We start from the raw sequence: 23,197 nt of genomic DNA, 5'->3' as shown, positions 1-23,197 counted from the left end.
TGCATAGAAAATAGTCATCGAAAAATCGAGAGGATTGATGACCAGATTGAGTGAGATCGTGGGAAAGCGCCAAGCCGCAGCGCTTATCCTGGCGACTGCTGTGAGCGTCTGTTGGCCGCAACTGGCCCGCGCTGAAGCAGTGGTGCGCATTGGTATGACGGCGGCCGATATTCCGCGTACGCTGGGCCAGCCCGATCAGGGTTTCGAAGGCAATCGTTTCACTGGCCTCACCATGTATGACGGTTTGACGATGTGGGACCTGTCGTCGTCGGACAAGGCGAGCGTGATGATTCCCGGCCTTGCGACCGAATGGAAGGTCGATGACGCCGACAAGAAGAAGTGGACCTTCAAGCTTCGTCCAGGTGTCACATTCCATGACGGTTCGCCGTTCAACGCCGATGCCGTGGTCTGGAATGTCGAAAAAGTCCTCAAGCAGGATGCCGTTCAGTTCGATCCGAGCCAGGTCGGCGTAACCGCATCGCGGATGCCGACGCTCGCCTCCGCACGCAAGATCGACGACATGACGGTGGAATTGACCACCAAGGAGCCGGACAGCTTCCTGCCCATCAATCTCACCAACCTGTTCATGGCGAGCCCTGTGAAATGGCAGAACCTGTTCGAGGCGGCGGCCGGTGCGGATACGAAAGCCAAATCTCAGGCCGCGTGGGAGGCCTTCGCGAAAGACGCCTCAGGCACAGGTCCCTGGAAGATGTCGAGCTTTACGCCGCGTGAGCGGCTGGAGCTTGTGAAGAACGCAAATTATTGGGACAAGGCCCGCGTCCCCAAGGTTGATAAGCTTGTGTTGTTGCCGATGCCCGAGGCGAACGCCCGCACGGCGGCGCTGCTCTCCGGTCAGGTCGACTGGATCGAAGCACCTGCGCCGGATGCGCTTCCGGAAATCAAACAGCGCGGCTTTGTCCTTTACGCGAACGAAGAGCCGCATGTCTGGCCGTGGCAATTTTCACGCGCCGAAGGCTCGCCTTGGAACGACATCCGCGTGCGCAAGGCCGCCAATCTCTGCGTCGACCGCGAAGGCCTGAGAGATGGCCTGCTCGCAGGCTTGATGGTGCCGGCGACCGGCACTTTCGAGCCCGGTCATCCCTGGCGGGGAAAGCCGAGCTTTGAGATCAAATACGACAAGCCGGCGGCGCAAAAGCTGATGCAGGAAGCAGGCTTCGGTCCGAACAAGAAATTGACGGTCAAGATTCAGACCTCGGCCTCCGGTTCGGGCCAGATGCTGCCGCTGCCGATGAACGAGTATCTGCAGCAGGCGCTTGCCGAGTGTTATTTCGACGTTCAACTCGACGTCATTGAGTGGAATACGCTGTTCACGAACTGGCGGCGCGGCGCCAAGGATCCTTCCGCCAACGGCGCCAACGCCACCAACGTCACCTATGCCGCGATGGATCCGTTTTTTGCGATGGTGCGTTTCCTGCAATCCGGCATGGCGCCGCCGGTGTCGAACAATTGGGGCTATATCAACAACCCGAAATTCGACGAGCTGGTGACGAAGGCGCGCCAGAGCTTCGATCCGGCCGAGCGCGACAAGGCGCTGGCCGAATTGCACGCGGCTTCCGTCGACGATGCGGCGTTTCTCTACGTCGCTCACGATGTGGCGCCGCGCGCACTCAGCCCCAAGATCAAGGGTTTCGTGCAGCCGAAGAGCTGGTTTGTCGATCTGTCGCCGATAACTCTGACGCAATGAAATGACTCTTCCCCTCTCCCCTTGTGGGAGAGGGTGGCTTCGCGGGACGCGAAGACGGGTGAGGGGTCTGCCTCCCGCGGACCGGGACCTCTCATTTCAGGAATCAGTCTCCGTGGGAATAGAATCCCTCATCCGCCGCGGACTTCGTCCACGGCACCTTCTCCCACAAGGGGAGAACTTCGGAATCGGAGCTCTAGTGCTCATCTACATCGCCCGCCGTATCGTCTACGTGATCCCGATTCTCCTCAGCGTGGCGCTGGTGTGTTTCATGCTCGTGCATATCACGCCCGGCGATCCTCTGGTCGCGGTGCTGCCAGCTGACGCTTCGCAGGAACTCGCCGATCAGATGCGCGCGGCCTACGGCTTCGATCGTCCGTTGCCGGTGCAGTTCGGGCTGTGGCTGTGGCGGGCAGTCCATGGCGATCTCGGCAATTCGATCGCGACCGGTCGTCCGGTATTGAGCGAAGTCCTGCGCGCGGTCAGCAACACCGTGATGCTGGCGATCGCGGCCGCCCTGATCGGATTTACGCTCGGTCTGTTCTTCGGCCTGGTTGCGGGCTACTTCCGCGACACCTGGATCGACAAGGTCGCGACCTCGATTGCGATTGCCGGCGTCTCGGTGCCGCATTACTGGCTCGGCATGGTGCTGGTCATCATTTTCTCGGTGCAGTTGAGCTGGCTGCCGGCGGTTGGCGCCGGTCCGGGCGGCTCGGGCGCCTGGGCATGGGACTGGGAGCACATCCGCTATCTGATCCTGCCCGCGGTCACTACCTCGGTTATTCCTATGGGCATCGTCACCCGCACGGTGCGCGCGCTCACCGGCGATATCCTGAGCCAGGATTTTGTCGAAGCGTTGCGCGCCAAGGGGCTGCACGAGACGGACGTCTTCCGCCATGTCATCAAGAATGCTGCGCCGACCGCGATGGCGGTCATGGGCCTTCAACTGGGTTACATGCTCGGCGGTTCGATCCTGATCGAGACGGTGTTCTCCTGGCCGGGCTCCGGATTATTGCTCAACTCCGCGATCTTCCAGCGCGATCTGCCGCTGCTGCAAGGCACGATCCTGGTGCTGGCGATGTTTTTCGTCATCCTCAATCTGCTGGTGGATATCGCGCAAGCCGCGATCGATCCGCGGATCAAGCGGAGCTAGTTGGCCGATGAGCGTGATGGAAGTAGCTCTTCAGGCGCCGCCTGCGACCAAGTCGCGCGGCTATTGGACGACCGTCGGACGGCGCATCGTCCGCGACAAGGTCAGCATGGCCTGCGCCATCGTCCTGATGGCGATTTTCCTCTCGGCCATTTGCGCGCCGTGGCTGGGTCTCGCCGACCCCTATCAGGGCTCGATGATCCGGCGGCTGCGCCATATCGGCACGGCCGGCTATCCGCTTGGCACCGACGAACTCGGTCGCGACATGCTGGCCCGCTTGATCTATGGCGGCCGGCTGTCGCTGGTCATCGGCATTCTTCCCGTCATCTTGGCCTTTGTGATCGGCACCTCGCTCGGTCTGGTCGCCGGCTATGTCGGCGGCAAAATCAACACCGCGATCATGCGCACGGTCGACGTATTCTACGCTTTTCCTTCGGTGCTGCTGGCGATTGCGATTTCGGGCGCCTTGGGGGCTGGGATCGTCAATTCGATCGTGTCGCTGACCATTGTTTTCTTCCCACAGATCACCCGCGTGGCCGAAAGCGTCACCACCAGCGTGCGCAACATGGATTTTGTCGAAGCCGCGCGCGCTTCGGGCGCCGGCACTTTCACCATCATGCGCGTGCACATGTTGGGTAACGTGCTGGGGCCGATTTTCGTCTACGCCACCGGCCTGATCTCGGTGTCGATGATCTTGGCGGCCGGGCTTTCTTTTCTCGGCCTCGGCACCAAGCCGCCGGAGCCGGAATGGGGACTGATGCTCAACACCTTGCGCACCGCGATCTACGTCAACCCGTGGGTTGCGGCGTTGCCGGGCGCGATGATCTTTGCGGTTTCGATCTGCTTCAATCTGCTCAGCGACGGCATGCGCTCGGCCATGGACATCAGGAATTAGGCCATGACCCTGCTCGAACCGATCGAGGACGTCGGCGGCGCCGCGCAACCGCTGCTGCAAGTTAACGGGCTGACGAAACATTTTCCGGTGCGCGGCGATTGGTTCAGCGCGCGCAAGACGGTGCGGGCAGTCGACGATGTGTCGTTTTCCATAGCCAAGGGCGAAACCGTCGGCATAGTCGGCGAATCCGGCTGTGGCAAGTCGACCACGGCGCGGCTGTTGATGCATCTGATGGCGCGGGATGCCGGCGAGATCATTTATGACGGCATGCAGGTCGGGCGCGCGTTGTCGCTGCGTGAATTGCGCCGCGGGATGCAGATGGTGTTTCAGGACAGCTATGCCTCGCTCAACCCGCGCCTGACGATCGAGGAATCGATCGCGTTCGGCCCCAAGGTGCACGGCATGGCGGATGGCGCGTCGCGGGCGCTGGCGCGCGAGCTTTTGGGCAAGGTGGGCTTAAGGCCGGAGAACTTCGCCGGCCGCTACCCGCACGAGATTTCCGGCGGACAACGCCAGCGCGTCAACATCGCGCGCGCGCTGGCGCTGTCGCCGCGCCTGGTGATCCTGGACGAAGCGGTCTCCGCGCTCGACAAATCGGTCGAGGCGCAAGTGCTCAACTTGCTTGCCGATCTCAAGCGCGAATTCGGCCTGACCTATCTCTTCATCAGCCACGACCTCAACGTCGTCCGCTATATCTCGGACCGTGTGCTGGTGATGTATCTCGGGGAAGTCGTCGAACTTGGGCCGGTCGATCAGGTCTGGGACGCCCCCGCCCATCCCTATACACAGGCGTTGCTCGCCGCGATGCCCTCGTCCGATCCCGATCGAAGGACCGAGACCCCGCCGATTTCGGGCGATCCGCCCAATCCGATCGACCCGCCGTCGGGCTGCCGCTTCCATACCCGTTGCCCGTTTGCGGAGCCGCTCTGCGCCGGCGCGACACCTAAACTCGCCGCGCTTGATAAAATGGGTCATCAGGCGGCCTGTTATATGGCTATTCCGGGCTCCGGGCACAGCCGGGCGCCAAAACAAGAAGGGGGTAACAACACATGACAAAACCCACGGAGAAAGAGATTAGCGCTGTTGCGAGTGCTGCCGGTGTGCCGGTCGATATGGAAGTTGCGGCGCGCATCGCCAATTCCATTGGGCCCGCCTTCGAGGGCTTTGCGGCGATTGCCGGCACGCTGCCGTTCGATCTCGAGCCGTCGACGTTTGTTTTTGTTCAAACCGAAAAGGCCGCCCGATGAGTAGCGAACCGGCCTTGATGTCGCTGACGGCGGTTGCCAGCGCAATCGCCGACAAGCGCGTTTCCTCCCGAGAGGTGACGCAATCCTGTCTCGACCGGATCGCGAATTGGCAGCCGCATCTGAACGCCTTCATGGCGATCGAGGCGGATGGGGCCCTGAAGGCGGCCGACGCCGCCGATGCGGCGCTCGCCAAAGGTGGCCGCCGCGGGGTGTTGCACGGCGTGCCGCTGGCGCACAAGGATATGTATTATGAGGCCGGAAAGGTCGTGACCTGCGGCTCGCGCATACGCCGTGACTTCGTTGCCACGACGACATCGACCGCGCTGCAGCGCCTCAAGGACGCCGGCACGGTCCGACTCGGCTCGTTGCAAATGGCCGAGTTCGCCTACGGCCCGACCGGCCACAACGCTCATTTCGGCCCGGTGCACAATCCCTTCAAGTTGGGCCATGTCACCGGCGGTTCGTCCTCGGGATCGGGCTCGGCGGTCGCCGCGCGATTGACGTTCGCCGCGCTCGGCTCGGATACCGGGGGTTCGATCCGGATGCCCGCGCATTTCTGCGGCGTCACGGGTTTGAAGACCACCGTGGGCCGCGTCAGCCGCGCCGGCGCAATGCCGTTGTCGCAATCGCTCGACACCGTCGGGCCGCTGGCGCGAACCGCGGACGACTGCGCCGTCTTGCTGGGGCTGATGGCGGGCGCCGATCCGGCCGATCCCACCGCGCTTCCCGAACCGCTCCCGGATTATGCGTCGGCCACGGCGCAATCGACGAAGGGTCTTACTATTGGCGTGCCGAGCGCCTTCTATGTCGACGACCTCGATCCTGAAGTCGCAACCGTGCTCGATGCGACAATCGCCGTTTTCGGGCGCGAAGGCGCCAACATCGTTCAGGTCGATTTGCCCGACCAGCGCCAGCTCGCGAGCGCCTCGCAACTGGTGCTCGCAGTCGAAGCGGCGACCTTCCACAAGCGCTGGATGATCGAACGTCCGCAAGATTATGGCCCGCAGGTATTGATGCGGCTGCAGAACGGGCTTGCGATCTCCGGCGTCACCTATCTCGAGGCGTTGCGCTGGCGTGGTCCGGCACTGGCCGCCCACATCGCGGCCACGGCGAAGGTTGACGCGGTCATCGCCCCGGTGTCGCCGATCCCGGCGCCGACCATCGCCGAAAGCGATGTCGGCAACGCACCCAACGCCGAAGCCGTGATCCAGCGGCTGACGCGCTTTACCCGGCCGATCAACTATCTCGGCCTGCCGTCGTTGTCGATTCCGTCGGGCTTCACCAAAGCCGGCCTTCCCGTCGGACTGCAAGTGATCGGCCGTTCGTTCGATGAGGCGACGATCTTGCGGATTGGCGCGGCGTTCCAGCGCGCCACCGACTTCCACGAAAAGGTACCGCAACTGCCATGACCGCGCTCGTCGACGTCTCTAACCTCAACATCCGCTTTTCGGGCGAGCGCACGGTGCACGCGGTGAACAATCTCTCGTTCTCGGTGGGCGAGGGAGAGGTGTTGGGGCTGTTGGGCGAGTCCGGTTCCGGCAAGAGCGTCACCTTGCGCGCCTTGATGCGGTTGTTGCCGAGGAAGCGGACCGCGATCACAGGCAGCATTCGGGTTTCCGGTCGCGACGTGCTGGCGCTGGATGACGAGGAATTGTCGGCCTTCCGCGGCCAGACCGTTTCGATGATTTTCCAGGAACCGGCGCTGGCGCTCGATCCGGTCTATACGATTGGCCAGCAGATCGCCGAAACCGTGATGCGTCACGAGGGCAAAAGCCAGAGCGAGGCGAGGGCGCGTGCGCTGGAAATGCTGGAAGTGGTGCGCATCCCCTCGGCCAAACGCCGGCTCGACACCTATCCGCACGAGATGTCGGGCGGCATGCGCCAGCGGGCGATGATTGCGCTGGCGCTCGCCTGCCGGCCGAAGGTCCTGCTCGCGGACGAGCCGACCACGGCGCTCGATGCCACCGTGCAGATCCAGATTCTTTTGCTGTTGCGCGAGTTGCAGCGCGAGTTCGGCATGTCGGTGATTTTCGTGACCCACGATATCGGGGTTGCCGTCGAAATCTGCGACCGCGTGGCGGTGATGTATGCGGGCGAAATCGTGGAGCAGGGCACGCTCAGCCAGATCGTGCGCTCGCCGGTTCATCCCTATGCGAAAGGGTTGTTGGCCTCGACCGTCCATGGCGCCAAACGCGGCGAGCGGCTGGAGACGATCCCGGGAACGCCGCCGACGCTCGACAAGGCTCCCACCAATTGCTCGTTTGCGCCACGGTGCGGTTTTGCTGAACCGAGATGCCTCGATGCGCTTCCGCCCAACGTGCAAATGGCCAACGAGCGAGTTGCAAGGTGCATTCTGGCGGAACGTGTCGCGGTCGCCGCGACGGCCTAGTGTGGCGGTTCAGAAGTCCGCTTCATTGTGGCCCGCGAGTTCGTTATGCGGACTTCTGAACCAAAGCCACACTAGATCAATAGGTTTGCTGGTGTCCTTTCGATGCCGAAGTTCGAAATGTCGCTCCGCAAAATGCGACGAACTTCGGAATCTGGACACCAGGTCAGGCGGGTTTTGGTCCCCGGCAATATCGTCCCCGCCGGGCCTGTTCGGCTTCAAATTGACGTGGCCTCGTCGGCCAATAATGGATAGGTTTCCGACCAGCGCGGGAGGAACGCCGCGCGGCAACCGGGGGATTGTTCATGTACATATCGAGTGAGAGCCTGATCGTTATTCTGTTCGTCGGCCTCGTCGCGGGCTGGCTGGCCGGCAAGATCGTGCGCGGCACCGGCTTTGGCATCATCGGCGACATCATTGTCGGCATTGCCGGTGCCTTTATCGCCAGTTGGCTGTTCCCGAAGCTTCACATCACGATCGGCTCGGGCCTAATATCGGAAATCATCTATTCGGCGATCGGCGCCATCATCCTGCTCCTAATCGTGAGACTAGTCCGGACCGGCGGCCGTTTCTGACGCCTTTCATAGGCCGGGCCGGTCGAGCCTTGCCGGCCGGCCTTGAACTTCTGGCGCCCGTTGCGTGACCTAACGAAGCGGGCGGGTTTTGCCCGCCCGGCGGACGGAAAAGCCGTTGATCTGAAGGCATTTAGGTTAACGTGACTTCATTCGACGGCGACGCCAGGAATCGGTAATAATAGGTCGCGGACCTGTGATGAGCAGGGCACGCGATCCCCAGGTGAAGAGATCAGGTTAAATGGCAGCCGCTTCCGGTGTCCGGCGTTCCGAACTCGGCGAAGCGTTGCGCGCCTGCCGCAGCGCCTTTATCGGCGTTGGCGTCATGAGCTGCATGATCAACCTGCTCTATCTGACCGGGTCGTTGTTCATGCTCGAGGTCTATGACCGGGTGCTGCCGAGCCGCAGCGTTCCGACCCTGGTGGGTCTGATCCTCCTGGCAGGCTTCCTTTATGCCGCGCAAGGTGTCCTCGACCTGATCCGGGGACGAATCCTCGGCCGCATCGGAACCTCGCTCGACGAGACGCTCAATGCGCGGGTGTTCGATATCGTGGTGCGCCTGCCGCTGACCGTAGGCAGTCGCAATGAGGGCCTTCAGCCGCTGCGCGACCTCGACAATGTGCGCAGCTTTCTCGGCGGCATGGGACCGGGCGCGTTCTTCGACCTGCCGTGGCTGCCGTTTTATCTGGCGATCTGCTTCGCCTTCCACGTGCTGATCGGCGTGACTGCGCTGGTTGGTGCGGTCATTCTGGTGACGCTCACCGTCATGACCGAGTTTTTGTCGCGCACCCCGGCGCGTCAGGCGCTGGGACTGGCGGCGCGGCGCAACGATCTCGCGGCGGCCAGCCGGCGCAATGCCGAAGTGCTGGTCGCGATGGGAATGTCCGGCCGGCTGACCCGGCGCTGGGCGGAAGCCAATCAGAACTATCTGGATGGCAACCAGCGCGCCAGCGACGTCTCCGGCGGGCTTGGCGCCGCCGCCAAGGTCATGCGGATGATGCTGCAATCGGCCGTGCTGGCGGTTGGCGCTTATCTGGTGATTCATCAGGAGGCGACCGCCGGCATCATCATCGCCGGCTCGATCCTCAGTGCGCGGGCGCTCGCACCGGTCGATCTTGCGATTGCGCATTGGAAGAGTTTTATCACCGCGCGCCAGAGCTGGCACCGCCTCACCGGCTTGCTGGATTCGATGCCGGCCCGCGCCACGCCGACCTTGCTGCAAACGCCGTCGAGCCGTCTGTCGGTCGAGGGCGTCGGTATCGTGCCGCCCGGCGACCAGCGGCTCATTGTTCAGGACGTGACCTTCGCGCTGACGGCCGGCAACGGCCTTGGCATCATTGGGCCGAGTGGGTCCGGCAAATCCTCGCTGGTGCGCGCGCTGGTCGGGGTTTGGCAGCCGGTGCGCGGAAAGGTGCGGATCGACGGCGCGGCACTCGACCAATGGTCCTCGGACGTGCTCGGCCGCTATATCGGCTACCTGCCCCAGGACGTCGAATTGTTTTCCGGTTCCGTCGCTCAGAATATCTGCCGCTTCGATCCCGAAGCCACTTCCGACGGCATCATTTCGGCCGCCAAGGAAGCCGGCGTCCACGAGATGATCATCAGGATGCGCGAGGGCTACGACACCCATGTCGGCGAGCAGGGAACGGCGCTTTCGGCAGGGCAGGCGCAACGCGTGGCGCTGGCGCGGGCACTCTACGGCAATCCCTTCCTCATCGTTCTGGACGAGCCGAATTCCAATCTCGATACCGAAGGCGATGAAGCCTTGACGCGCGCCATCCGCGGGGCGCGCGAACGCGGCGCCATCGTGGTGGTCGTCGCACACCGGCCGATCGGGATCGAGGCGGTCGATCAGTTGCTCGTGCTCAAGGACGGCCGCGTGCAGGCCTTCGGGCCGAAGGAAACCGTGCTGGGGCAGGTTCTGCAGCCGCGCGTCGCCGCGCCCACGCCGATCAAGATCGTCTCTGACGGAGGCATCGCCAAGCCATGATCGATTTGCAAAAAGTTATGAGCGATCTTGGGCAGAAGGGCACGCGTTTTTCGATCAAGCGGCATTTGCTGGTGGGACTATCGGTGGTCATTCTGCTGGCGGGCGGCCTCGGCGGCTGGGCTTCGACCGCGCAGATCTCCGGCGCGTTGATTGCGCCGGGATCGATCGTCGTCGAATCCAACGTCAAGAAGGTTCAACACCCGACCGGTGGCGTGGTCGGCGAGGTGCGTGCCCATGACGGTGATCTCGTCAAGGCGGGTGATATCGTGGTGCGGCTCGACGACACCGTCACCAAGGCGAGCCTTGCGATCGTCACCAAGAACCTCGACGGCCTGTGGGCGCGCGCGGCGCGGCTGGAAGCCGAGCAACGCGGCCTCGACAAGATCACATTCCCGCCGATGCTGACCGATCGCGCCAGTGATCCCGAAGTCAAGGCGGTCATGGCGAGTGAAGCCAAGCTGTTCGAAGTGCGTGTCAACGGCAGGACCGGTCAAAAGGCGCAGTTGCGCGAACGCATCGTTCAGTTGAACGAGGAAATTAAAGGTCTTGCGGCACAGGAAAAGGCGAAAGACCAGGAAATCGAACTGGTCGAGAAGGAATTGACGGGCGTTCGCGATCTCTACGACAAGCATCTGGTGCAAATGGCGCGGCTGACGACGCTCGAACGCGACGCGGCGAGACTGTCGGGCGAACGCGCGCAATACATCGCCTCGCGGGCGCAGGCCAAGGGCAAGATCACCGAAACCGAGTTGCAGATCATCCAGGTCGACAAGGACGTGGTCAGCGACGTGTCGAAGGACCTGCGCGAGACCAATGACAAGATCGGCGAATTCGTCGAGCGTAAGGTCACGGCCGAAGACCAGTTGCGGCGGGTCGACATCCGCGCGCCGCAGGACGGCATGGTGCTGCAATCCTCCGTGCATACGGTTGGCGGCGTCATCACCGCAGGTGACGCCATCATGCTGATCGTGCCGCAGGCCGACGACCTTCAGGTCGAAGCCAAGGTTGCCCCGCAGGATATCGACAAGTTGCAGGTCGGCCAGAAAACGCTGCTGCGGCTGTCGGCCTTCAACCAGCGCACCACGCCGGAATTGAACGGGGTCGTCACCCGCGTCTCGCCCGACACCACCACCGATCAGCGCACCGGGCAGTCCACCTATACGATCCGCGTTTCGATGCCAGCGGCGGAGATCGCGCGCCTGGGCGATGTCAAACTGATCCCCGGCATGCCGGTCGAGGCTTTCGTCCAGACCGGCGAGCGCACCTTGTTATCTTACCTGATCAAACCGCTGAACGATCAGTTGATGCGCGCGTTCAGGGAGAAATAATTCTCACCGCGACAAATTCTCCAACAGCAAATTAAGCGCGCGCGAGGCGAAGGCGTGCATGTTGCCGTGCCGGTCGGCGCTGCCGGTCTCGAGCGTGATGACCTGCGACGCCGGCCCCGCGACCGCCATGCAGCTATGGCCAGCAGCGTCGCCGTAGCGGTTGCCCGTAGGCCCGGTGGCGCCGGTCTCCGACAGACCCCAATGAGTCGAAAAACGCGTGCGGATCTGGTTCGCCAGCAATTGAGCATAAGGTTCGGAAGCGGAGCGGATTCCCTTCATCGCCTCGTCGGGGATATCGGCGAGAAGCCGCCGCGCGTCGCGGGTGTAGACCACGGCTCCGCCAAGGAAGTAAGCCGACGCGCCGGGCACGGCGAGAAGGCTCGCCGAAATCAGTCCGCCGGTCGAGGATTCAGCAACCGCAATGGTTTCCTTCCGCGCGACAAGTTTGGCGGCGACCTGTTCGGCAATCGCGATGAGGTCTTTCATGGTGTTCTCCCGGATCCGGCAGGATCAAACATGGCTCATCATGTGCCGCTCGCGCGCGTAACGCACCAGCGCGGCATAACGATAGAGGCCGTGCACGAATTTTCCGTAAGGCAGAGTGATGAACAGCGCAAACACCACGCCGAGGTGCAACGCCAGCAACGGACCCATTGCCGAGGTCTCGCGCCACAGCAGCAGCGCAAGTCCGGTGAGGCCGGTCAGAAACAGCATCAGCGTGAACGCGGTATCCATGCCGGTACTGTTGGTGTCGACCAGCGCGGGGTCGCGTTTGAATTTTCCCGCGAGCAACCCGATCGGCCCGATCACAAGCCCGATGCCGCCGAGCGTACCCAGCACCACCGGCAGGTCCCACCAGGCATAGGGCGCCTCGCGTGCCAGCAGATAATGATAGAGGGTGGCCACCGAGGTCGAGGCGAAACACAGCAGGAAGCCGTAGAACGTCAGGTGATGGTAGACCCTGCGGTGATCGGTCGGGCGCTCGTCTTCATTGAAGCAGCCGACGCCGCCGCCATCGAGATAGCGCAGCTGGCCGGCGTCCTTCATGGCCTGCCACAGCGATGGCGGGTCGGTCAGCGTGCCCATGGGCTCACCGATGTCGCGCCAGAAGGCGCGCAGCCCCATCGCGAGCGCGATGATGGCGTAGAGAAATGCCGCGCCGAACAAGGCGGCCATCGCGTTGTGCGGCATCAGCGCGTAGAACGCGCCGGGGCCAGTATGCACGCCGACCAGCACCTGATGGTCGGTCAAGGCGGCAAACCCGAAAATGAAGGCGGCGACGCTCACCGCCGCAATAAGGCTGATGGCGAGGCCGTTGCGAACGAACAGGCCGGAGAAAGCGCGCGGCCAGGCGTAAGTCGCCCAGGATTCGGCTCGGGCGGCGGCCAGCGTCTTCGGCACATTGACGTCGAATTCGTGCGGCGGCGAGAACTGGCAGTCTGTGTAGCAGGCGCCGCAGGCGTGGCAGAGATTGGCAAAATAGTTGAGGTCGCCGTCGGAAAAGGCGCGGCGCATCTCCATCGCCGGAAACACCGCGCAAAGGCCCTCGCAGTAGCGGCAGGAGTTGCAGACCGTCATCAGACGATCGGCTTCGTTCAGGATCTGGGTGCCGTGCACGCTGGACGGCTTTGTCGATATGTTCACTTGGTCAGGCCCTTGCGTTCGAGCCAGCTCTGGATCAGGCTGGCGACCTCGGCATTGTTCTTGTCCATCATGATCATGTGCGAATTGCCCTTGATGCCGGCCTGCGGCAGATCAATGATATCGACGCTGCCGCCCGCGGCCTTGATGCCATCGGCAAAGGCGATGCCGGCCGCGCGCATCTTCGGCCAGCGCGAATCGCGATCGATGTAGTCGCCATAGATGATCAGGGTCGGAATGTTCTTCAGCGTATCGATCTTGGCGGGATCGCCGACGGCTGCGGGCTCGACCGCGATCAGCGCCTTGACCTTGTCGGGCCGCGCCTGCGCCACCTTGAAGCCGAAGCTGCCGCCCTGGCTATGCACCATGATGATGCAGGGGCCGATCCGATCGACCTCGGCGATATAGGCCGCGATCGTCGCATCATCGTTGGTGGTCCAGCGCGGCACGCCCTGCTTGACGAAGTTGTCGTAGCCTTCGGCGGGAAACTGACTGCCCGGCATCAGTTTGCGTTTTGCGGGATCTTGATCATACGAGTTCGGCCCGTCGCCGATGCGAAAGCGTTCGAACGGATTGGCGGTGGTCAGGAACACCGGCTCGCTTTTAAAGACGTCGGGATATTGCGCCCAGCCGGCGCGGCCGCGCTCGACCGCGTCGGAATTGTAGACGCTCCAGCCTTTGCGCAGGAAATAGTTCAGCCAGCCTTCGCGCCCGTCGGGCGTGGTCTCCCAAGTGACGCCGGTCAGTCCGCCGCCATGCCACATCAATAGCGGAAACGCGCCATGTTCGCTGGCGGGCAGGAAGTATTGCACATACATCTGCTCGACTTGGTAGACGCCGTTCGGATCGACCTTCGCCGGCACGCCGCCCGGCGTGAAGGTCACTTCCTTGGTCGGCTTGCCGCTGATCTCGACCAGGCGGCCGCCGACATGGAACGAGCCCATGTCGCGCAGCGCGATGGGATCGGCGGCCTGTGCGGCGATGGCCGTCATCAAAACCGCGGCTGCGGCGGTCAGCACGTAACGTGACATGGCGTTGTCCTTCTGCTTCACCGCGAAGTCAGTTCCTTGCATTCCTCGCCGCTTCCCGGCCTGCGATGCGGCCGAACACGCTGCCGATGGTCATGCCCATCCCCGCGGCGTAACCCTTGCCCAGCACGTTGCCGGACATGATTTCGCCGGCGGCGAACATGTTGGCGGACGGCTTGCCGTCCTTCATCTGCATCCGCGCCTGCCTGTTCACGCGCGTGCTGAGATAGGTGAAGGTGATGCCGGGCCGTACCGGGTAGGCATAGAAGGGCGGGGTCTCGATACGCCGCGCCCAGTGCGTCTTCGGCGGCGTCAGACCTTCGGTGCGGCAATCGTCCAGAATTGTGTGATCGAAAGTGCCCGGCCGAACCGCGGCGTTGAAGCCGGCAACGGTTTTTTCCAGCGCCGCGGGATCGAGCGTCAGCTTTTCGGCGAGGCCGCCGAGCGTCAGAGATTCGATCGGCGGAAACAGCGTCGGCATGAAGCTGTTGCGCGAGCTCGCATCGAAAATAATGTAGGCGATCTGATCGGGCTGGGCGGCGACGAGGCGTCCCCAGATCGCATAACGTTTTGGCCAGATGTCTTCGCCTTCATCGTAAAAGCGCATGCCATCCCGGTTGACGACGATACCGAACACCACGGAATCATGCCGCGTGATGATGCCGCCGTCGAATTTCGGTGCGCGGGCATCTATCGCGACCGCGTGGCATTGCGTGGGGTCGCCGATCTCCTGCACGCCCTTGTCGAGCAGAACCTTCAGGACCGAGCCGCGATTATAGGGCGTGCCGCGGATCAGGAAATTGTTGGCGACCTCGCCCCAATATTGCTTGAGCCATTCGATGTTGGCCTCGAAACCGCCGGCAGCCGCAACCAGCGCCGAGGCTGCAACAGTCACGCTCCCGTCGCCGCGCTTGAACGTGGCCGATAAAAACATGCCGTCGGCGATGTCGAGGTCGATGACTTCCGCGTCATAGAGAACATCGATGCCGAGTTGTTCGGCGGTTAGGTACAGCGCGTTCAGCATGGCGCGCCCGCCACCGAGAAAAAACGAATTGGTCCGCCCCAGGCTCAGCGTGCCGCCGAGCGACGGTTGCCAACGCACGCCCTGTTGGACGATCCAATGCAGGATATCCTTCGACTCATGGATCATGTGCCGAGCGAGCTCTTCGTCGGTCTGGCCGCCGGTGACGCGAAGCAGATCCTCCCAGAACTCGTCTTCGGTGTAGGGCCCGGTGAGGATGTCGGTCGCCGCGTCGTGGGCGCAGCGCATGTTGCGGGTGTGCCGGGTATTGCCGCCGCGATAAAATTTCGGCGCCGCCTCCAACACCAGCACCGAGGCGCCGTCGCGTCGTGCGCTGATCGCGGCGCAAAGCGCAGCATTGCCGCCGCCGATTACCAGCACGTCGTATTGACGGGTCAACTCAACCATCCGCTAGTGTCCCGATTCCGAAGTTCGTCTCATCCAGCGGCCCCACGTTTACGAACTTCGGAATCGAAAGGACACTAGCAAATTGACTCGGTGTGGCTTCGGTTCAGAAATCCGCATGACGAACACGCGGCAGAATGATGCGGACTTCTGAACCGCCGCACCGTTTGTCTTCTTTGCATGGAAAATCAAAACGGTGGACGAGAGCCCGACCGGTCGCCATGTCACGCTTGCTGGGCAGCGACTGCCTGTTCGCGCGCCTCGATCGCTCCGCTGCGATAGATGACAATTGCCGCGATGAAGCCACTCGCCGCGGCGCACATCAGCCAGAAGCCGGGAGACGCCTTGTCGGCGGTCAATGCGATCAGCTTGGTTGCCGCGAACGGCGTGAAGGTACCGAACAGCGCCGCTGCGAGCGCGAATGCCAGCGAGAAACAGGTGGTGCGGACATGCGCCGGCACGATTTCAACCAGCGCACCGAGCATGGTGCCGCTGTAGACGCCGAAATAGCATGACAACATCATCTCGACCGCCAGCAATTTGCCGAAGGTCGGTGCGGCAGTGAGCCAGAGCAGCGCCGGATAGGCGGTCACGAAGGACAGGCCCGCAATCGCCAACAACACCGGTCTTCGGCCGATGCGGTCGGACAACGCACCCCCGACCGGATTCCAGATGAAATTGGTGACGGCAACCATGAGGGTGACCAGCAGGCTATCTTGCGCGGTGAGGTTCAGTTCCTTGCCGAAGGCCGGCGTATAGACAGTGACGAAGTAGAAGGTCACGGTTGTCATCGCTGCAAGCATCATTCCGAGCGCAATGATCTTCCAGTTTACCGCTGCCGAGCTGAAGACCTCTTTCGTCGTTGGATGCTTCTTCATCGACAGAAATTCCGGTGTTTCCTCGAGCGTCCGCCGCAGCAGGAAAATAAAGGGAATGATGAGGCAGCCGATGAAGAACGGGATTCGCCAGCCCCATGCCGCGATCGCATCTGCCGGCATCATCGCGTTCAAGGTAAAGCCGATGATGGCCGCGACGAAGATCGCGACCTGTTGGCTGGAGGATTGGAACGAGGTGTAGAAGCCGCGGTTGCCGGGCGTCGCAATCTCCGCGAGATAGACCGAAACGCCGCCGAGCTCGACGCCGGCAGAGAAGCCTTGCAGCAAGCGGCCGACGAGAACGATAACAGGCGCAGCCACGCCGATGGTCGCATAGGTCGGGCAGACCGCAATCGTCACCGTGCCGATCGCCATGATCGCCAAGGTGACGATCAGACCCTTGCGGCGGCCGATGCGGTCGATATAGGCGCCGAGCACGATCGCGCCGACCGGGCGCATCAGGGCGCCCAGCCAGAACACGCCGAACGTGTTGAGCAGGGCTGCGGTCTCGTCTTCGGAGGGAAAGAACGCCTTCGCGATCAAGGGGGCATAAAAACCGAACAGGAAGAAATCGAACTGTTCGAGGAAATTGCCGCTGGTGGACCGGAGGATGGCGCCAATTCGCGATTTGAGCTGGGGCGGCGGCGAACTGGACGCTTGCGACATATCATATTCTCCCTGGGTCCCCGCACCTTGCGCCGTATCGGCGCCATTTTCGGAGACATTCGTTTATTTGTCGGGCCAATCTGCCACGCTGGTGGTCCGATTCCAACAATCGCTTGCCTTCGCGGAGCCCACTTCAGGCGATTTTCAAGCCGCCCTGGACCGAGGCCAGGAGCCATTGCCGAAACGCCGACAGTTTGGGCGATTCGGCGCGTGCCTGCGGTGAGACCAGATAAAAGCCGGCGTCGGCCGGCAGCGCCATCTTGAACGGCACCACCAGCCGGCCCTTGGCGATATCGCCTTCGACATAGGTGGTTCGGCCGAGCGCAACCCCGAGCCCGTCGATGGCGGCCTGCACGGTCATCAGGATCAGGTCGAAGCTCAAACCCCGCTGTTTCGAGATATCCGAAGGCTGACCGGCCGCCGTCAGCCACAGCCGCCAGTCGTCGTCATAACCGCCACTGGTATGCAGCAAGGTGTGATGGGCGAGGTCTTTGGGAGACTGCAACGGCTTGTCGCCCTTCAAAAGCGCCGGGCTGCACACCGGAAACAATTCGTCGGCTGTCAGCCAGTCGGCGCGCAGGCCGACCCAGTGTCCGCGGCCATACCGAATGGCGGCATCGACATCGTCGCGGCGGAAATCGACCAGGCTGGTCGAGGAGGTGATGCGGACATCGATCTCGGGATGGGCCTGCTGGAAGCTCGACAGCCGCGGCAAGAGCCATTTCGCCGCAAAGGACGCCAGTGTCGATACCGTCAGCACGCGGTCGCCGTCCTTGCGCAACAGCCGGTCGGTGGCCAGCCGCAGATCGTTAAAGGCGGCGCGAATGCCCGGCAGGTATTCCCTCGCTTCCGGCGTCAGCGTCAGGCTGCGGTTCTGGCGGACGAACAGCCTGATCCCGAGTTCGGCCTCCAGCCGCCGGATCTGGTGGCTGATCGCGGTCTGGGTGACGTTCAGTTCGCTGGCGGCTGCCGTGAAACTCAAATGCCGGGCAGCGGCCTCGAAGGCGCGTAATCCGTTGAGCGAGGGGAGGCGGGCGACCATGGCACCAATTCATGAGCTTATATCATCCATCATGGCCCAAAGTGTCGTTTGCGGCAATGCCAAAAACCACCGATATTGGCTCAAATCGTTGGATCTAGGAGGGCGAAATGTCCTTATGTTTATCCGAAACACTGACAAATAATCATGAATTGGGCTTTTTGGCCCGGCTGAGCCACCGATTCCATGTTTGGGCCGACCGCTGGCAACAGCGTCACGAACTGACTCATTGGTCCGACCGCGACCTGCACGATGTCGGCCTGTCGTGGAGCGAGGTTGTCCGCGAGGCCGAGAAGCCATTCTGGCGGGCTTGAACGCAGCCGAGGCCGGCGCCGCCTTTAAAAAGGGGCGCCGGCCAAATTCTTCGAATCCGGTGGGAGGCCGCCATGACCGCGATTAGTCTCCTCGAACATCCACGCCACACCGACCATCTGAGGCTGCGCGACGGCAAGACGCTGACCGTCCGTTTCGTCGGCGCCGACGAGGGCGAGGCGCTGCAAGGCTACTTCCGCAAGCTTTCGATGCAATCGCGCCACAGCCGCTTCCTCGGTGCGATGAGCGAGCTGTCGGCCAGCGAGCTCGGGCATTTCATTCATGTCGGTGAAAATGACCGGTTCAGCGTGGTCGCGGTCATGATGAACGACGGCCGCGAGACCATCGTCGGCGAAGCCCGTTATGGATTCGATTCTGCGACGGAAAGTTTCGAATTCGGCATTTCCATCGACGATCGCTGGCAGCGCCAGGGCATCGCCTCCGCGCTGCTCGGCAATCTCGAGTGCCGGGCGGCTGCGCTGGGCGCGCGCCACATGTTCGGCGACACCTTGCGTTCCAACGAAGCGATGATCGCGCTGGCCCACAAGTCCGGCTTTGCCTTCACGCGCCACCCGGACGATTGGAAGCTGGCGCGCTTCGAAAAGCCGATCGATCCGATACGTCAGGATATCCCGTGCGCGAGCTGGAAGCTTGCGGCTGCGCAGCGCGTGGCAGAGATGGTGGTGTAAACGCCTTCATCATTCCTGGATGCGCCGTCAGGCGCAGACCCCGAATCCATCGCGCCGCGGAATTTCTGGAGAGATGGATTCCGGGTTCGCTCGTTTTACTCGCGCCCCGGAATGACAGCGAAAAGCAGCTTCAAAGGAATTGCCCCAATCTTCAAAACTTCTCGACCCAGGGCCGCAGTTCCAACTCCCAGGTCCAGGCGCTCTTCGGCTGTTGCAGCACGTTCCAGTAACTCAACGCAATCGCGTCGGGGTCGAGCATGGAGTCCGGCCGGTCGGCGGCCTCAACGCGCGTATCGCTGCGAATGCCGCCATCGATCACGAAATGCGCGACATGAATGCCCTGTGGCGACAATTCGCGCGCCATGCTTTGGGCTAATCCACGAAGCGCGAATTTTCCCATCGCAAACGGTGCGGACTGCACGTAGCCCTTCACGCTGGCGGAGGCGCCCGTGAACAGGATGGCGCCGTGTCTGTTCGGCAGCATGCGCTTGGCCGCCTGCTGGGCCACCAGAAAGCCGCCGAAGGCGCTGACCGCAATCGCCTGCGCCACATCCGCCGGCACCAGCTCGACAAACGGGCCGCGCGCCCGGCCGCTGGCATTATAGACCACCACGTCGGGCATCCCGCTCTCGCGCTCGACCAGGCCAAACAGACGTTCGACCTCGTCGGGGTCGGTCGCATTGCAGGCATAGGCGCGCGCGCCGGTTTCCGAACACAGCGCGCCGAGCTTTTCGACGCTGCGGGCGGCGAGCGAGACACCGATGCCTTCGCGCGCGAACAGCCGCGCCAGCGAGGCGCTCAGGCCCGCGCCGGCGCCGACGATCAGGGCCTTCTTGTATTTTGGGGTCTCCATCGAATGTTCCTACCTTTTTTCCAGCGCGGGATATGCGATAGTTCCCTCAACAGATGAGGAAGCAACCCAGGGAATTCAATGCAGGAGCGTTCGCAAAATCGCATTGCGAATTCCGATCGGCCGGGCCTGCTGGCGCCGGACACCTCCGGCATGAATTTCTACCGCACGGATCCAGCCTTGGCGGACCTGTTGCGGATCCATCTGCCGGAAGCCTTGTTTCGCCATATCGAGCCGCATCTTGATCGTTTGGGCGGCCTCGCGGGCGGTCATCTCGACGAATGCGCGCGGCTCGCCGACCGGCATGTGCCGGTGCTGCATCAGCGCGACCGTTTCGGCCGCGATGTGCAATGGATCGAATATCATCCCGCCTATCGCGAGCTCGAACGCGCCGCCTTCGGCGAGTTCGGTATTCATGCGATGTCGCTTCGCAAGGGCATCTTGGGCTGGCCGGACAAATATCCCGTCGTCGCCAAGCATGCCTTTACGTTTCTGTTCAATCAGACCGAGTTCGGCCTCGGCTGTCCGATCAATGTCACCGACGGCTGCGCCAAGCTACTTTCTAATTTCGGCAGCGAGACGCTGAAGGCAAAATATCTCGATGGCCTCCTGGTAACCGACATGGAGCGGCTGACCCAGGGCGGTCAGTTCATGACCGAAAAGGAAGGCGGCTCCGACGTCGGCACGTTGACCACGGCCGCGGTCGCCGAAGGCGATCACTGGCGGCTCCATGGCGAGAAATGGTTTTGCTCGAACGCGGACGCCAAGGTTGTGATGCTGTTGGCGCGGCCGGAAGGAGCCGGACCGGGCACGCGCGGCGTCGGTCTGTTCCTGATGCCGCGAACGCTCGATGACGGTTCACCCAATCATTATCGAATTGTGCGGTTGAAGGACAAGCTCGGCACCCGTTCGATGGCTTCAGGCGAGATCAAGCTCGAAGGTGCAATTGCGTACGCGGTCGGCAAACTCGACCGCGGCTTCGTGCAGATGGCCGAGATGGTCAACTCGTCGCGGCTCTCCAACGGCGTGAAATCCACCGCACTGATGCGCCGCGCTTGGCACGACGCGATGACCGTCGCCAAAAATCGCGTGGTGTTCGGCGGCCGTATTATCGATCTGCCGTTGGCACGGCGACAGTTGATGAAGATCACGCTCGCCACCGAGCAGGCGCTGTCCATGAGCTTTTTGACGGCTGATGCGCTTGATCGCGCCGAGGCCGGCAGTCAGGACGCCGCCCTCCTGTTGCGGATCCTGACGCCGACGCTGAAGTTTCGCGCCACGCGCGACGCCCGCAAGGTCTGCGGCGATGCCATGGAGATGCGCGGCGGCATCGGCTACATCGAGGAATTCGCCACCGCCAGATTATTGCGCGATGCGCATCTCGGCTCGATCTGGGAGGGCACCGGCAACATCGTGGCCATCGATGCCTTGAAGCGGGCGGTGGGTCGCCATGGGGCAGATAGCGCGCTCGCAGCCGATCTGCATGCGAGGCTCGACGACAGCGCCGGCGTTCCCGTCGCCTTTCGTGACCGCTTGCGAGGGCTCATCGACGCGGCAATTGGCTTTGCGCGCAAGGTTGCTAGCCACAGCGACAACGAAGCCGAGGCGCGCCGGGCCACCGGCCTGCTGTATCATGTGGCGAGCGCAGTGGCGCTGGCATGGGAAGCTCACCGTATTCACGAGATGCGTGGCGATGCGCGCAGGCTGTTATTGTCCCGGCTTGTGATCGATCACCGGCTTTCGACCGGCGATCCGTTTCACCTTGCCGACGACGGCAAGCAGCGCGCGATCACGGACGCCCTGCTCGGCGAACCCGCGCTCGGCATGGCCGAGGTCGGCGAGTTGGCCGCCTAGTCGTCGAAGGCCGGCGGCGGGACAAAGCCGCCGAATTCGCGCTCGATCAGCTCGGCAAGCTTGAGCGGTGTACGATCTTCAAGCCACGGTCCGACGATCTGAACACCGACCGGCAGGCCCTCCGGCGAATGGCCGATCGGCACCGCGGTTGCGGGCAGGCCCGTCAGGTTCGCGATTCCCTGCCATGCCAGTTGATCGGTGGATGGGTAATCCTTGCCGTCGATCTTGATGCGGCGCTGATCCGGCGTGGATGAATGATCGTGCTGATAGGCCGGCGTCGGCATGATCGGGCAGATCACGGCGTCGAAACTCTCGAACAGGGCGCGCCATTGCGCGCGCAGCCTTGCGCGTGCGCCATCGGCCAACAGCCAGTCGCGATGGCTAAGCGCGATGCCGCGCAGCCGCTCGGCTTGCAGGCTGATATCTGCCGCCGGCAGGCTGGCAGAGGCTGCGGTCGCACCGGCATGGGCTTCGGGGTCGAGTCCGACCGAGACGAATGACAGCAGCAATCGCATGAAAAGCCGGGATGTCGCAGCAAAGTCCGGCCATAGCGGGCTTTTGCGCGCGACGTCGGCGCCTGCCTTTTCGAGGCCGTTCGCCAGCCGCTCAATCGCTGCGCCTACCACCGTGTCTGTCGGCATCAGCGGGTCGCTGTCGATCACAAGCACACGGAAGTCCTTCAGCGAATGATGTCGCGCCGCCGGCAGCGATAATTGATAAGCCTTGCCGGCTTCCAGCGGATCGGGCCCGGCGATGACGTCGAGCAGAAGCGAAAGGTCGGCCGCGCTGCGCGCCATCGGACCGATGACGATGAGGTCGCGCTCGAGCGGCAGCGGCGGCAATGACGGCGGCAAGTGTCCGCGTGTGGGCACGAGTGACAGGGTCGGCTTGTGCGCGAAGATGCCGCAATAGCAGGCCGGAACGCGCAACGATCCCGCCAAATCAGAACCGAGCGATAGTGGGCCATAGCCAGCCGCGAGCGCCGCCGCCGATCCACCCGAAGACCCGCCGGGCGTGCGGGTGAGATCGTAAGGGTTGTTGGTCGTGCCGTAGATGTCGTTGTAACTCTGGGTATCGCCGAGCCCAAGCGGCACATTGGTCTTGCCGAGGATGACGGCACCGGCGTTTTTGATGCGCGTGATCGCGAGCGCGTCTTCCTTCGGATGATAATCCTTTTGCGCCGGAATACCCCAGGTCGTCGGTAGTCCAGCGACGTTGTAGGATTCCTTCACCGTGAGGGGAATACCGAGCAGCGGCTTCGTTTCGCCGCGCCCGCGCGTCGTGTCGGCGGCGCGGGCGGCCTCAAGCGCGCGCTCGGAATCGCGGACGCAGACCGCGTTGATTTTGCCGTCATGGCGTTCGATGCGGGCGATCGCGTGTTCCGCCAACTCGACGGCGGAGACCCGTTTTCGTGCGAGTGCATCCGACAATTCGGTTGCTGTCGCAAAACTCCACGGCGATGTCGTCACGCTTTTCTCCCCGTCTGCATTCGCTTGCACCGGAATATTGCGGGGATAAGATGACGGCCGCTAGGCCGGCGTTGTTAT

At 62.8% G+C, this 23,197-nt stretch carries 21 protein-coding genes; 13 read left to right on the top strand and 8 right to left on the bottom strand.

Annotated elements, in window-relative coordinates:
- Positions 1-37: 37 nt before the first annotated feature.
- The 10 genes from ABSE61_RS14575 to ABSE61_RS14530 all read left to right on the top strand — a co-directional run bounded on the left by ABSE61_RS14575 (position 38) and on the right by ABSE61_RS14530 (position 11,270).
- On the top strand, positions 38-1,705 hold the full coding sequence (locus ABSE61_RS14575) for an ABC transporter substrate-binding protein (protein ID WP_423871818.1): 1,668 nt from the start codon (positions 38-40) through the stop codon (positions 1,703-1,705).
- Positions 1,706-1,901: 196 nt separating this feature from the next.
- Entirely contained in the window at positions 1,902-2,855 is a 954-nt protein-coding gene (locus ABSE61_RS14570) for an ABC transporter permease (RefSeq protein ID WP_423871817.1), read from the top strand.
- A 7-nt stretch (positions 2,856-2,862) separates the two neighbouring features.
- Positions 2,863-3,747: an ABC transporter permease gene (locus ABSE61_RS14565; RefSeq protein WP_423871816.1), complete on the top strand. Its 885-nt coding sequence runs from the start codon at positions 2,863-2,865 to the stop codon at positions 3,745-3,747.
- A gap of 3 nt (positions 3,748-3,750) precedes the next feature.
- Complete coding sequence (locus ABSE61_RS14560) at positions 3,751-4,800, top strand: ABC transporter ATP-binding protein (protein ID WP_423871815.1); 1,050 nt, start codon at positions 3,751-3,753, stop codon at positions 4,798-4,800.
- Positions 4,797-4,994: a hypothetical protein gene (locus ABSE61_RS14555; protein WP_423871814.1), complete on the top strand. Its 198-nt coding sequence runs from the start codon at positions 4,797-4,799 to the stop codon at positions 4,992-4,994. The genes ABSE61_RS14560 and ABSE61_RS14555 overlap by 4 nt, the downstream gene beginning before the upstream one ends.
- Entirely contained in the window at positions 4,991-6,403 is a 1,413-nt protein-coding gene (locus ABSE61_RS14550; protein WP_423871813.1) for an amidase, read from the top strand. Before ABSE61_RS14555 ends, ABSE61_RS14550 begins: the two co-directional genes overlap by 4 nt.
- Positions 6,400-7,383, top strand: a complete 984-nt coding sequence (locus tag ABSE61_RS14545) for an ABC transporter ATP-binding protein (protein WP_423871812.1) — start codon at positions 6,400-6,402, stop codon at positions 7,381-7,383. The genes ABSE61_RS14550 and ABSE61_RS14545 overlap by 4 nt, the downstream gene beginning before the upstream one ends.
- A 302-nt stretch (positions 7,384-7,685) precedes the next feature.
- Positions 7,686-7,955: a GlsB/YeaQ/YmgE family stress response membrane protein gene (locus tag ABSE61_RS14540; protein WP_423871811.1), complete on the top strand. Its 270-nt coding sequence runs from the start codon at positions 7,686-7,688 to the stop codon at positions 7,953-7,955.
- A gap of 238 nt (positions 7,956-8,193) precedes the next feature.
- Positions 8,194-9,942 carry a type I secretion system permease/ATPase gene (locus tag ABSE61_RS14535; RefSeq protein WP_423871810.1) on the top strand — a complete coding sequence of 583 codons (1,749 nt, stop codon included), beginning with the start codon at positions 8,194-8,196 and terminating at the stop codon, positions 9,940-9,942.
- Positions 9,939-11,270 carry an HlyD family type I secretion periplasmic adaptor subunit gene (locus ABSE61_RS14530; RefSeq protein ID WP_423871809.1) on the top strand — a complete coding sequence of 444 codons (1,332 nt, stop codon included), beginning with the start codon at positions 9,939-9,941 and terminating at the stop codon, positions 11,268-11,270. Before ABSE61_RS14535 ends, ABSE61_RS14530 begins: the two co-directional genes overlap by 4 nt.
- A gap of 3 nt (positions 11,271-11,273) precedes the next feature.
- On the opposite strand, the gene ABSE61_RS14525 is transcribed toward ABSE61_RS14530, so the two are convergent.
- From ABSE61_RS14525 to ABSE61_RS14500, 6 genes are all read right to left on the bottom strand, one after another.
- A complete protein-coding gene (locus tag ABSE61_RS14525; protein WP_423871808.1) occupies positions 11,274-11,756 on the bottom strand; it encodes a CinA family protein in 483 nt (160 codons plus the stop codon).
- A gap of 24 nt (positions 11,757-11,780) precedes the next feature.
- Positions 11,781-12,887 (bottom strand): tricarballylate utilization 4Fe-4S protein TcuB, encoded by a 1,107-nt coding sequence (gene tcuB / locus ABSE61_RS14520; RefSeq protein ID WP_423871836.1) that lies wholly within the window; start codon positions 12,885-12,887, stop codon positions 11,781-11,783.
- Positions 12,888-12,910: 23 nt separating this feature from the next.
- Positions 12,911-13,903, bottom strand: coding sequence for an alpha/beta hydrolase (locus ABSE61_RS14515; RefSeq protein ID WP_423871835.1), 993 nt, complete (start codon positions 13,901-13,903; stop codon positions 12,911-12,913).
- Positions 13,904-13,970: 67 nt separating this feature from the next.
- Entirely contained in the window at positions 13,971-15,359 is a 1,389-nt protein-coding gene (gene tcuA, locus ABSE61_RS14510; RefSeq protein WP_423871834.1) for an FAD-dependent tricarballylate dehydrogenase TcuA, read from the bottom strand.
- 230 nt (positions 15,360-15,589) lie between these two features.
- Positions 15,590-16,906, bottom strand: coding sequence for an MFS transporter (locus ABSE61_RS14505; protein WP_423871807.1), 1,317 nt, complete (start codon positions 16,904-16,906; stop codon positions 15,590-15,592).
- Positions 16,907-17,039: 133 nt separating this feature from the next.
- Positions 17,040-17,948, bottom strand: coding sequence for a transcriptional regulator GcvA (locus tag ABSE61_RS14500; RefSeq protein ID WP_423871806.1), 909 nt, complete (start codon positions 17,946-17,948; stop codon positions 17,040-17,042).
- A gap of 107 nt (positions 17,949-18,055) precedes the next feature.
- Here ABSE61_RS14500 and ABSE61_RS14495 point away from each other — a divergent pair, with 107 nt between their 5' ends.
- Both ABSE61_RS14495 and ABSE61_RS14490 read left to right on the top strand, forming a co-directional pair.
- On the top strand, positions 18,056-18,259 hold the full coding sequence (locus ABSE61_RS14495; protein ID WP_423871805.1) for a DUF1127 domain-containing protein: 204 nt from the start codon (positions 18,056-18,058) through the stop codon (positions 18,257-18,259).
- Positions 18,260-18,331: 72 nt separating this feature from the next.
- Positions 18,332-18,946 carry a GNAT family N-acetyltransferase gene (locus ABSE61_RS14490; protein ID WP_423871804.1) on the top strand — a complete coding sequence of 205 codons (615 nt, stop codon included), beginning with the start codon at positions 18,332-18,334 and terminating at the stop codon, positions 18,944-18,946.
- A 151-nt stretch (positions 18,947-19,097) separates the two neighbouring features.
- On the opposite strand, the gene ABSE61_RS14485 is transcribed toward ABSE61_RS14490, so the two are convergent.
- On the bottom strand, positions 19,098-19,799 hold the full coding sequence (locus tag ABSE61_RS14485) for an SDR family NAD(P)-dependent oxidoreductase (protein WP_423871803.1): 702 nt from the start codon (positions 19,797-19,799) through the stop codon (positions 19,098-19,100).
- A 78-nt stretch (positions 19,800-19,877) separates the two neighbouring features.
- On the opposite strand from ABSE61_RS14485, the gene ABSE61_RS14480 reads away from it, so the two are divergent.
- Positions 19,878-21,650 carry an acyl-CoA dehydrogenase family protein gene (locus ABSE61_RS14480; RefSeq protein ID WP_423871802.1) on the top strand — a complete coding sequence of 591 codons (1,773 nt, stop codon included), beginning with the start codon at positions 19,878-19,880 and terminating at the stop codon, positions 21,648-21,650.
- Here the strand turns inward: ABSE61_RS14480 and ABSE61_RS14475 are convergent.
- The gene (locus ABSE61_RS14475) at positions 21,647-23,119 is read right to left on the bottom strand and encodes an amidase (protein WP_423871801.1); all 1,473 of its coding nucleotides are present in this window, start codon (positions 23,117-23,119) and stop codon (positions 21,647-21,649) included. The genes ABSE61_RS14480 and ABSE61_RS14475 overlap by 4 nt on opposite strands.
- Positions 23,120-23,197 lie beyond the last annotated feature (78 nt).

It is taken from the genome of Bradyrhizobium sp. (assembly GCF_049519115.1).
Taxonomy (GTDB): Bacteria; Pseudomonadota; Alphaproteobacteria; order Rhizobiales; family Xanthobacteraceae; genus Bradyrhizobium.
This window is presented reverse-complemented; position numbering and strand designations above follow the sequence as displayed.

Bases quoted from the DNA above. Each gene is read 5' to 3' on its own strand.
- ABSE61_RS14575 (WP_423871818.1), top strand. From the start codon at position 38: ATGACCAGATTGAGTGAGATCGTGGGAAAGCGCCAAGCCGCAGCGCTT.
- ABSE61_RS14565 (WP_423871816.1), top strand. From the start codon at position 2,863: ATGAGCGTGATGGAAGTAGCTCTTCAGGCGCCGCCTGCGACCAAGTCG.
- ABSE61_RS14560 (WP_423871815.1), top strand. From the start codon at position 3,751: ATGACCCTGCTCGAACCGATCGAGGACGTCGGCGGCGCCGCGCAACCG.
- ABSE61_RS14555 (WP_423871814.1), top strand. From the start codon at position 4,797: ATGACAAAACCCACGGAGAAAGAGATTAGCGCTGTTGCGAGTGCTGCC.
- ABSE61_RS14550 (WP_423871813.1), top strand. From the start codon at position 4,991: ATGAGTAGCGAACCGGCCTTGATGTCGCTGACGGCGGTTGCCAGCGCA.
- ABSE61_RS14545 (WP_423871812.1), top strand. From the start codon at position 6,400: ATGACCGCGCTCGTCGACGTCTCTAACCTCAACATCCGCTTTTCGGGC.
- ABSE61_RS14540 (WP_423871811.1), top strand. From the start codon at position 7,686: ATGTACATATCGAGTGAGAGCCTGATCGTTATTCTGTTCGTCGGCCTC.
- ABSE61_RS14535 (WP_423871810.1), top strand. From the start codon at position 8,194: ATGGCAGCCGCTTCCGGTGTCCGGCGTTCCGAACTCGGCGAAGCGTTG.
- ABSE61_RS14530 (WP_423871809.1), top strand. From the start codon at position 9,939: ATGATCGATTTGCAAAAAGTTATGAGCGATCTTGGGCAGAAGGGCACG.
- ABSE61_RS14525 (WP_423871808.1), bottom strand. From the start codon at position 11,756: ATGAAAGACCTCATCGCGATTGCCGAACAGGTCGCCGCCAAACTTGTC.
- ABSE61_RS14515 (WP_423871835.1), bottom strand. From the start codon at position 13,903: ATGACGGCCATCGCCGCACAGGCCGCCGATCCCATCGCGCTGCGCGAC.
- ABSE61_RS14505 (WP_423871807.1), bottom strand. From the start codon at position 16,906: ATGTCGCAAGCGTCCAGTTCGCCGCCGCCCCAGCTCAAATCGCGAATT.
- ABSE61_RS14500 (WP_423871806.1), bottom strand. From the start codon at position 17,948: ATGGTCGCCCGCCTCCCCTCGCTCAACGGATTACGCGCCTTCGAGGCC.
- ABSE61_RS14495 (WP_423871805.1), top strand. From the start codon at position 18,056: ATGTCCTTATGTTTATCCGAAACACTGACAAATAATCATGAATTGGGC.
- ABSE61_RS14490 (WP_423871804.1), top strand. From the start codon at position 18,332: ATGACCGCGATTAGTCTCCTCGAACATCCACGCCACACCGACCATCTG.
- ABSE61_RS14485 (WP_423871803.1), bottom strand. From the start codon at position 19,799: ATGGAGACCCCAAAATACAAGAAGGCCCTGATCGTCGGCGCCGGCGCG.
- ABSE61_RS14480 (WP_423871802.1), top strand. From the start codon at position 19,878: ATGCAGGAGCGTTCGCAAAATCGCATTGCGAATTCCGATCGGCCGGGC.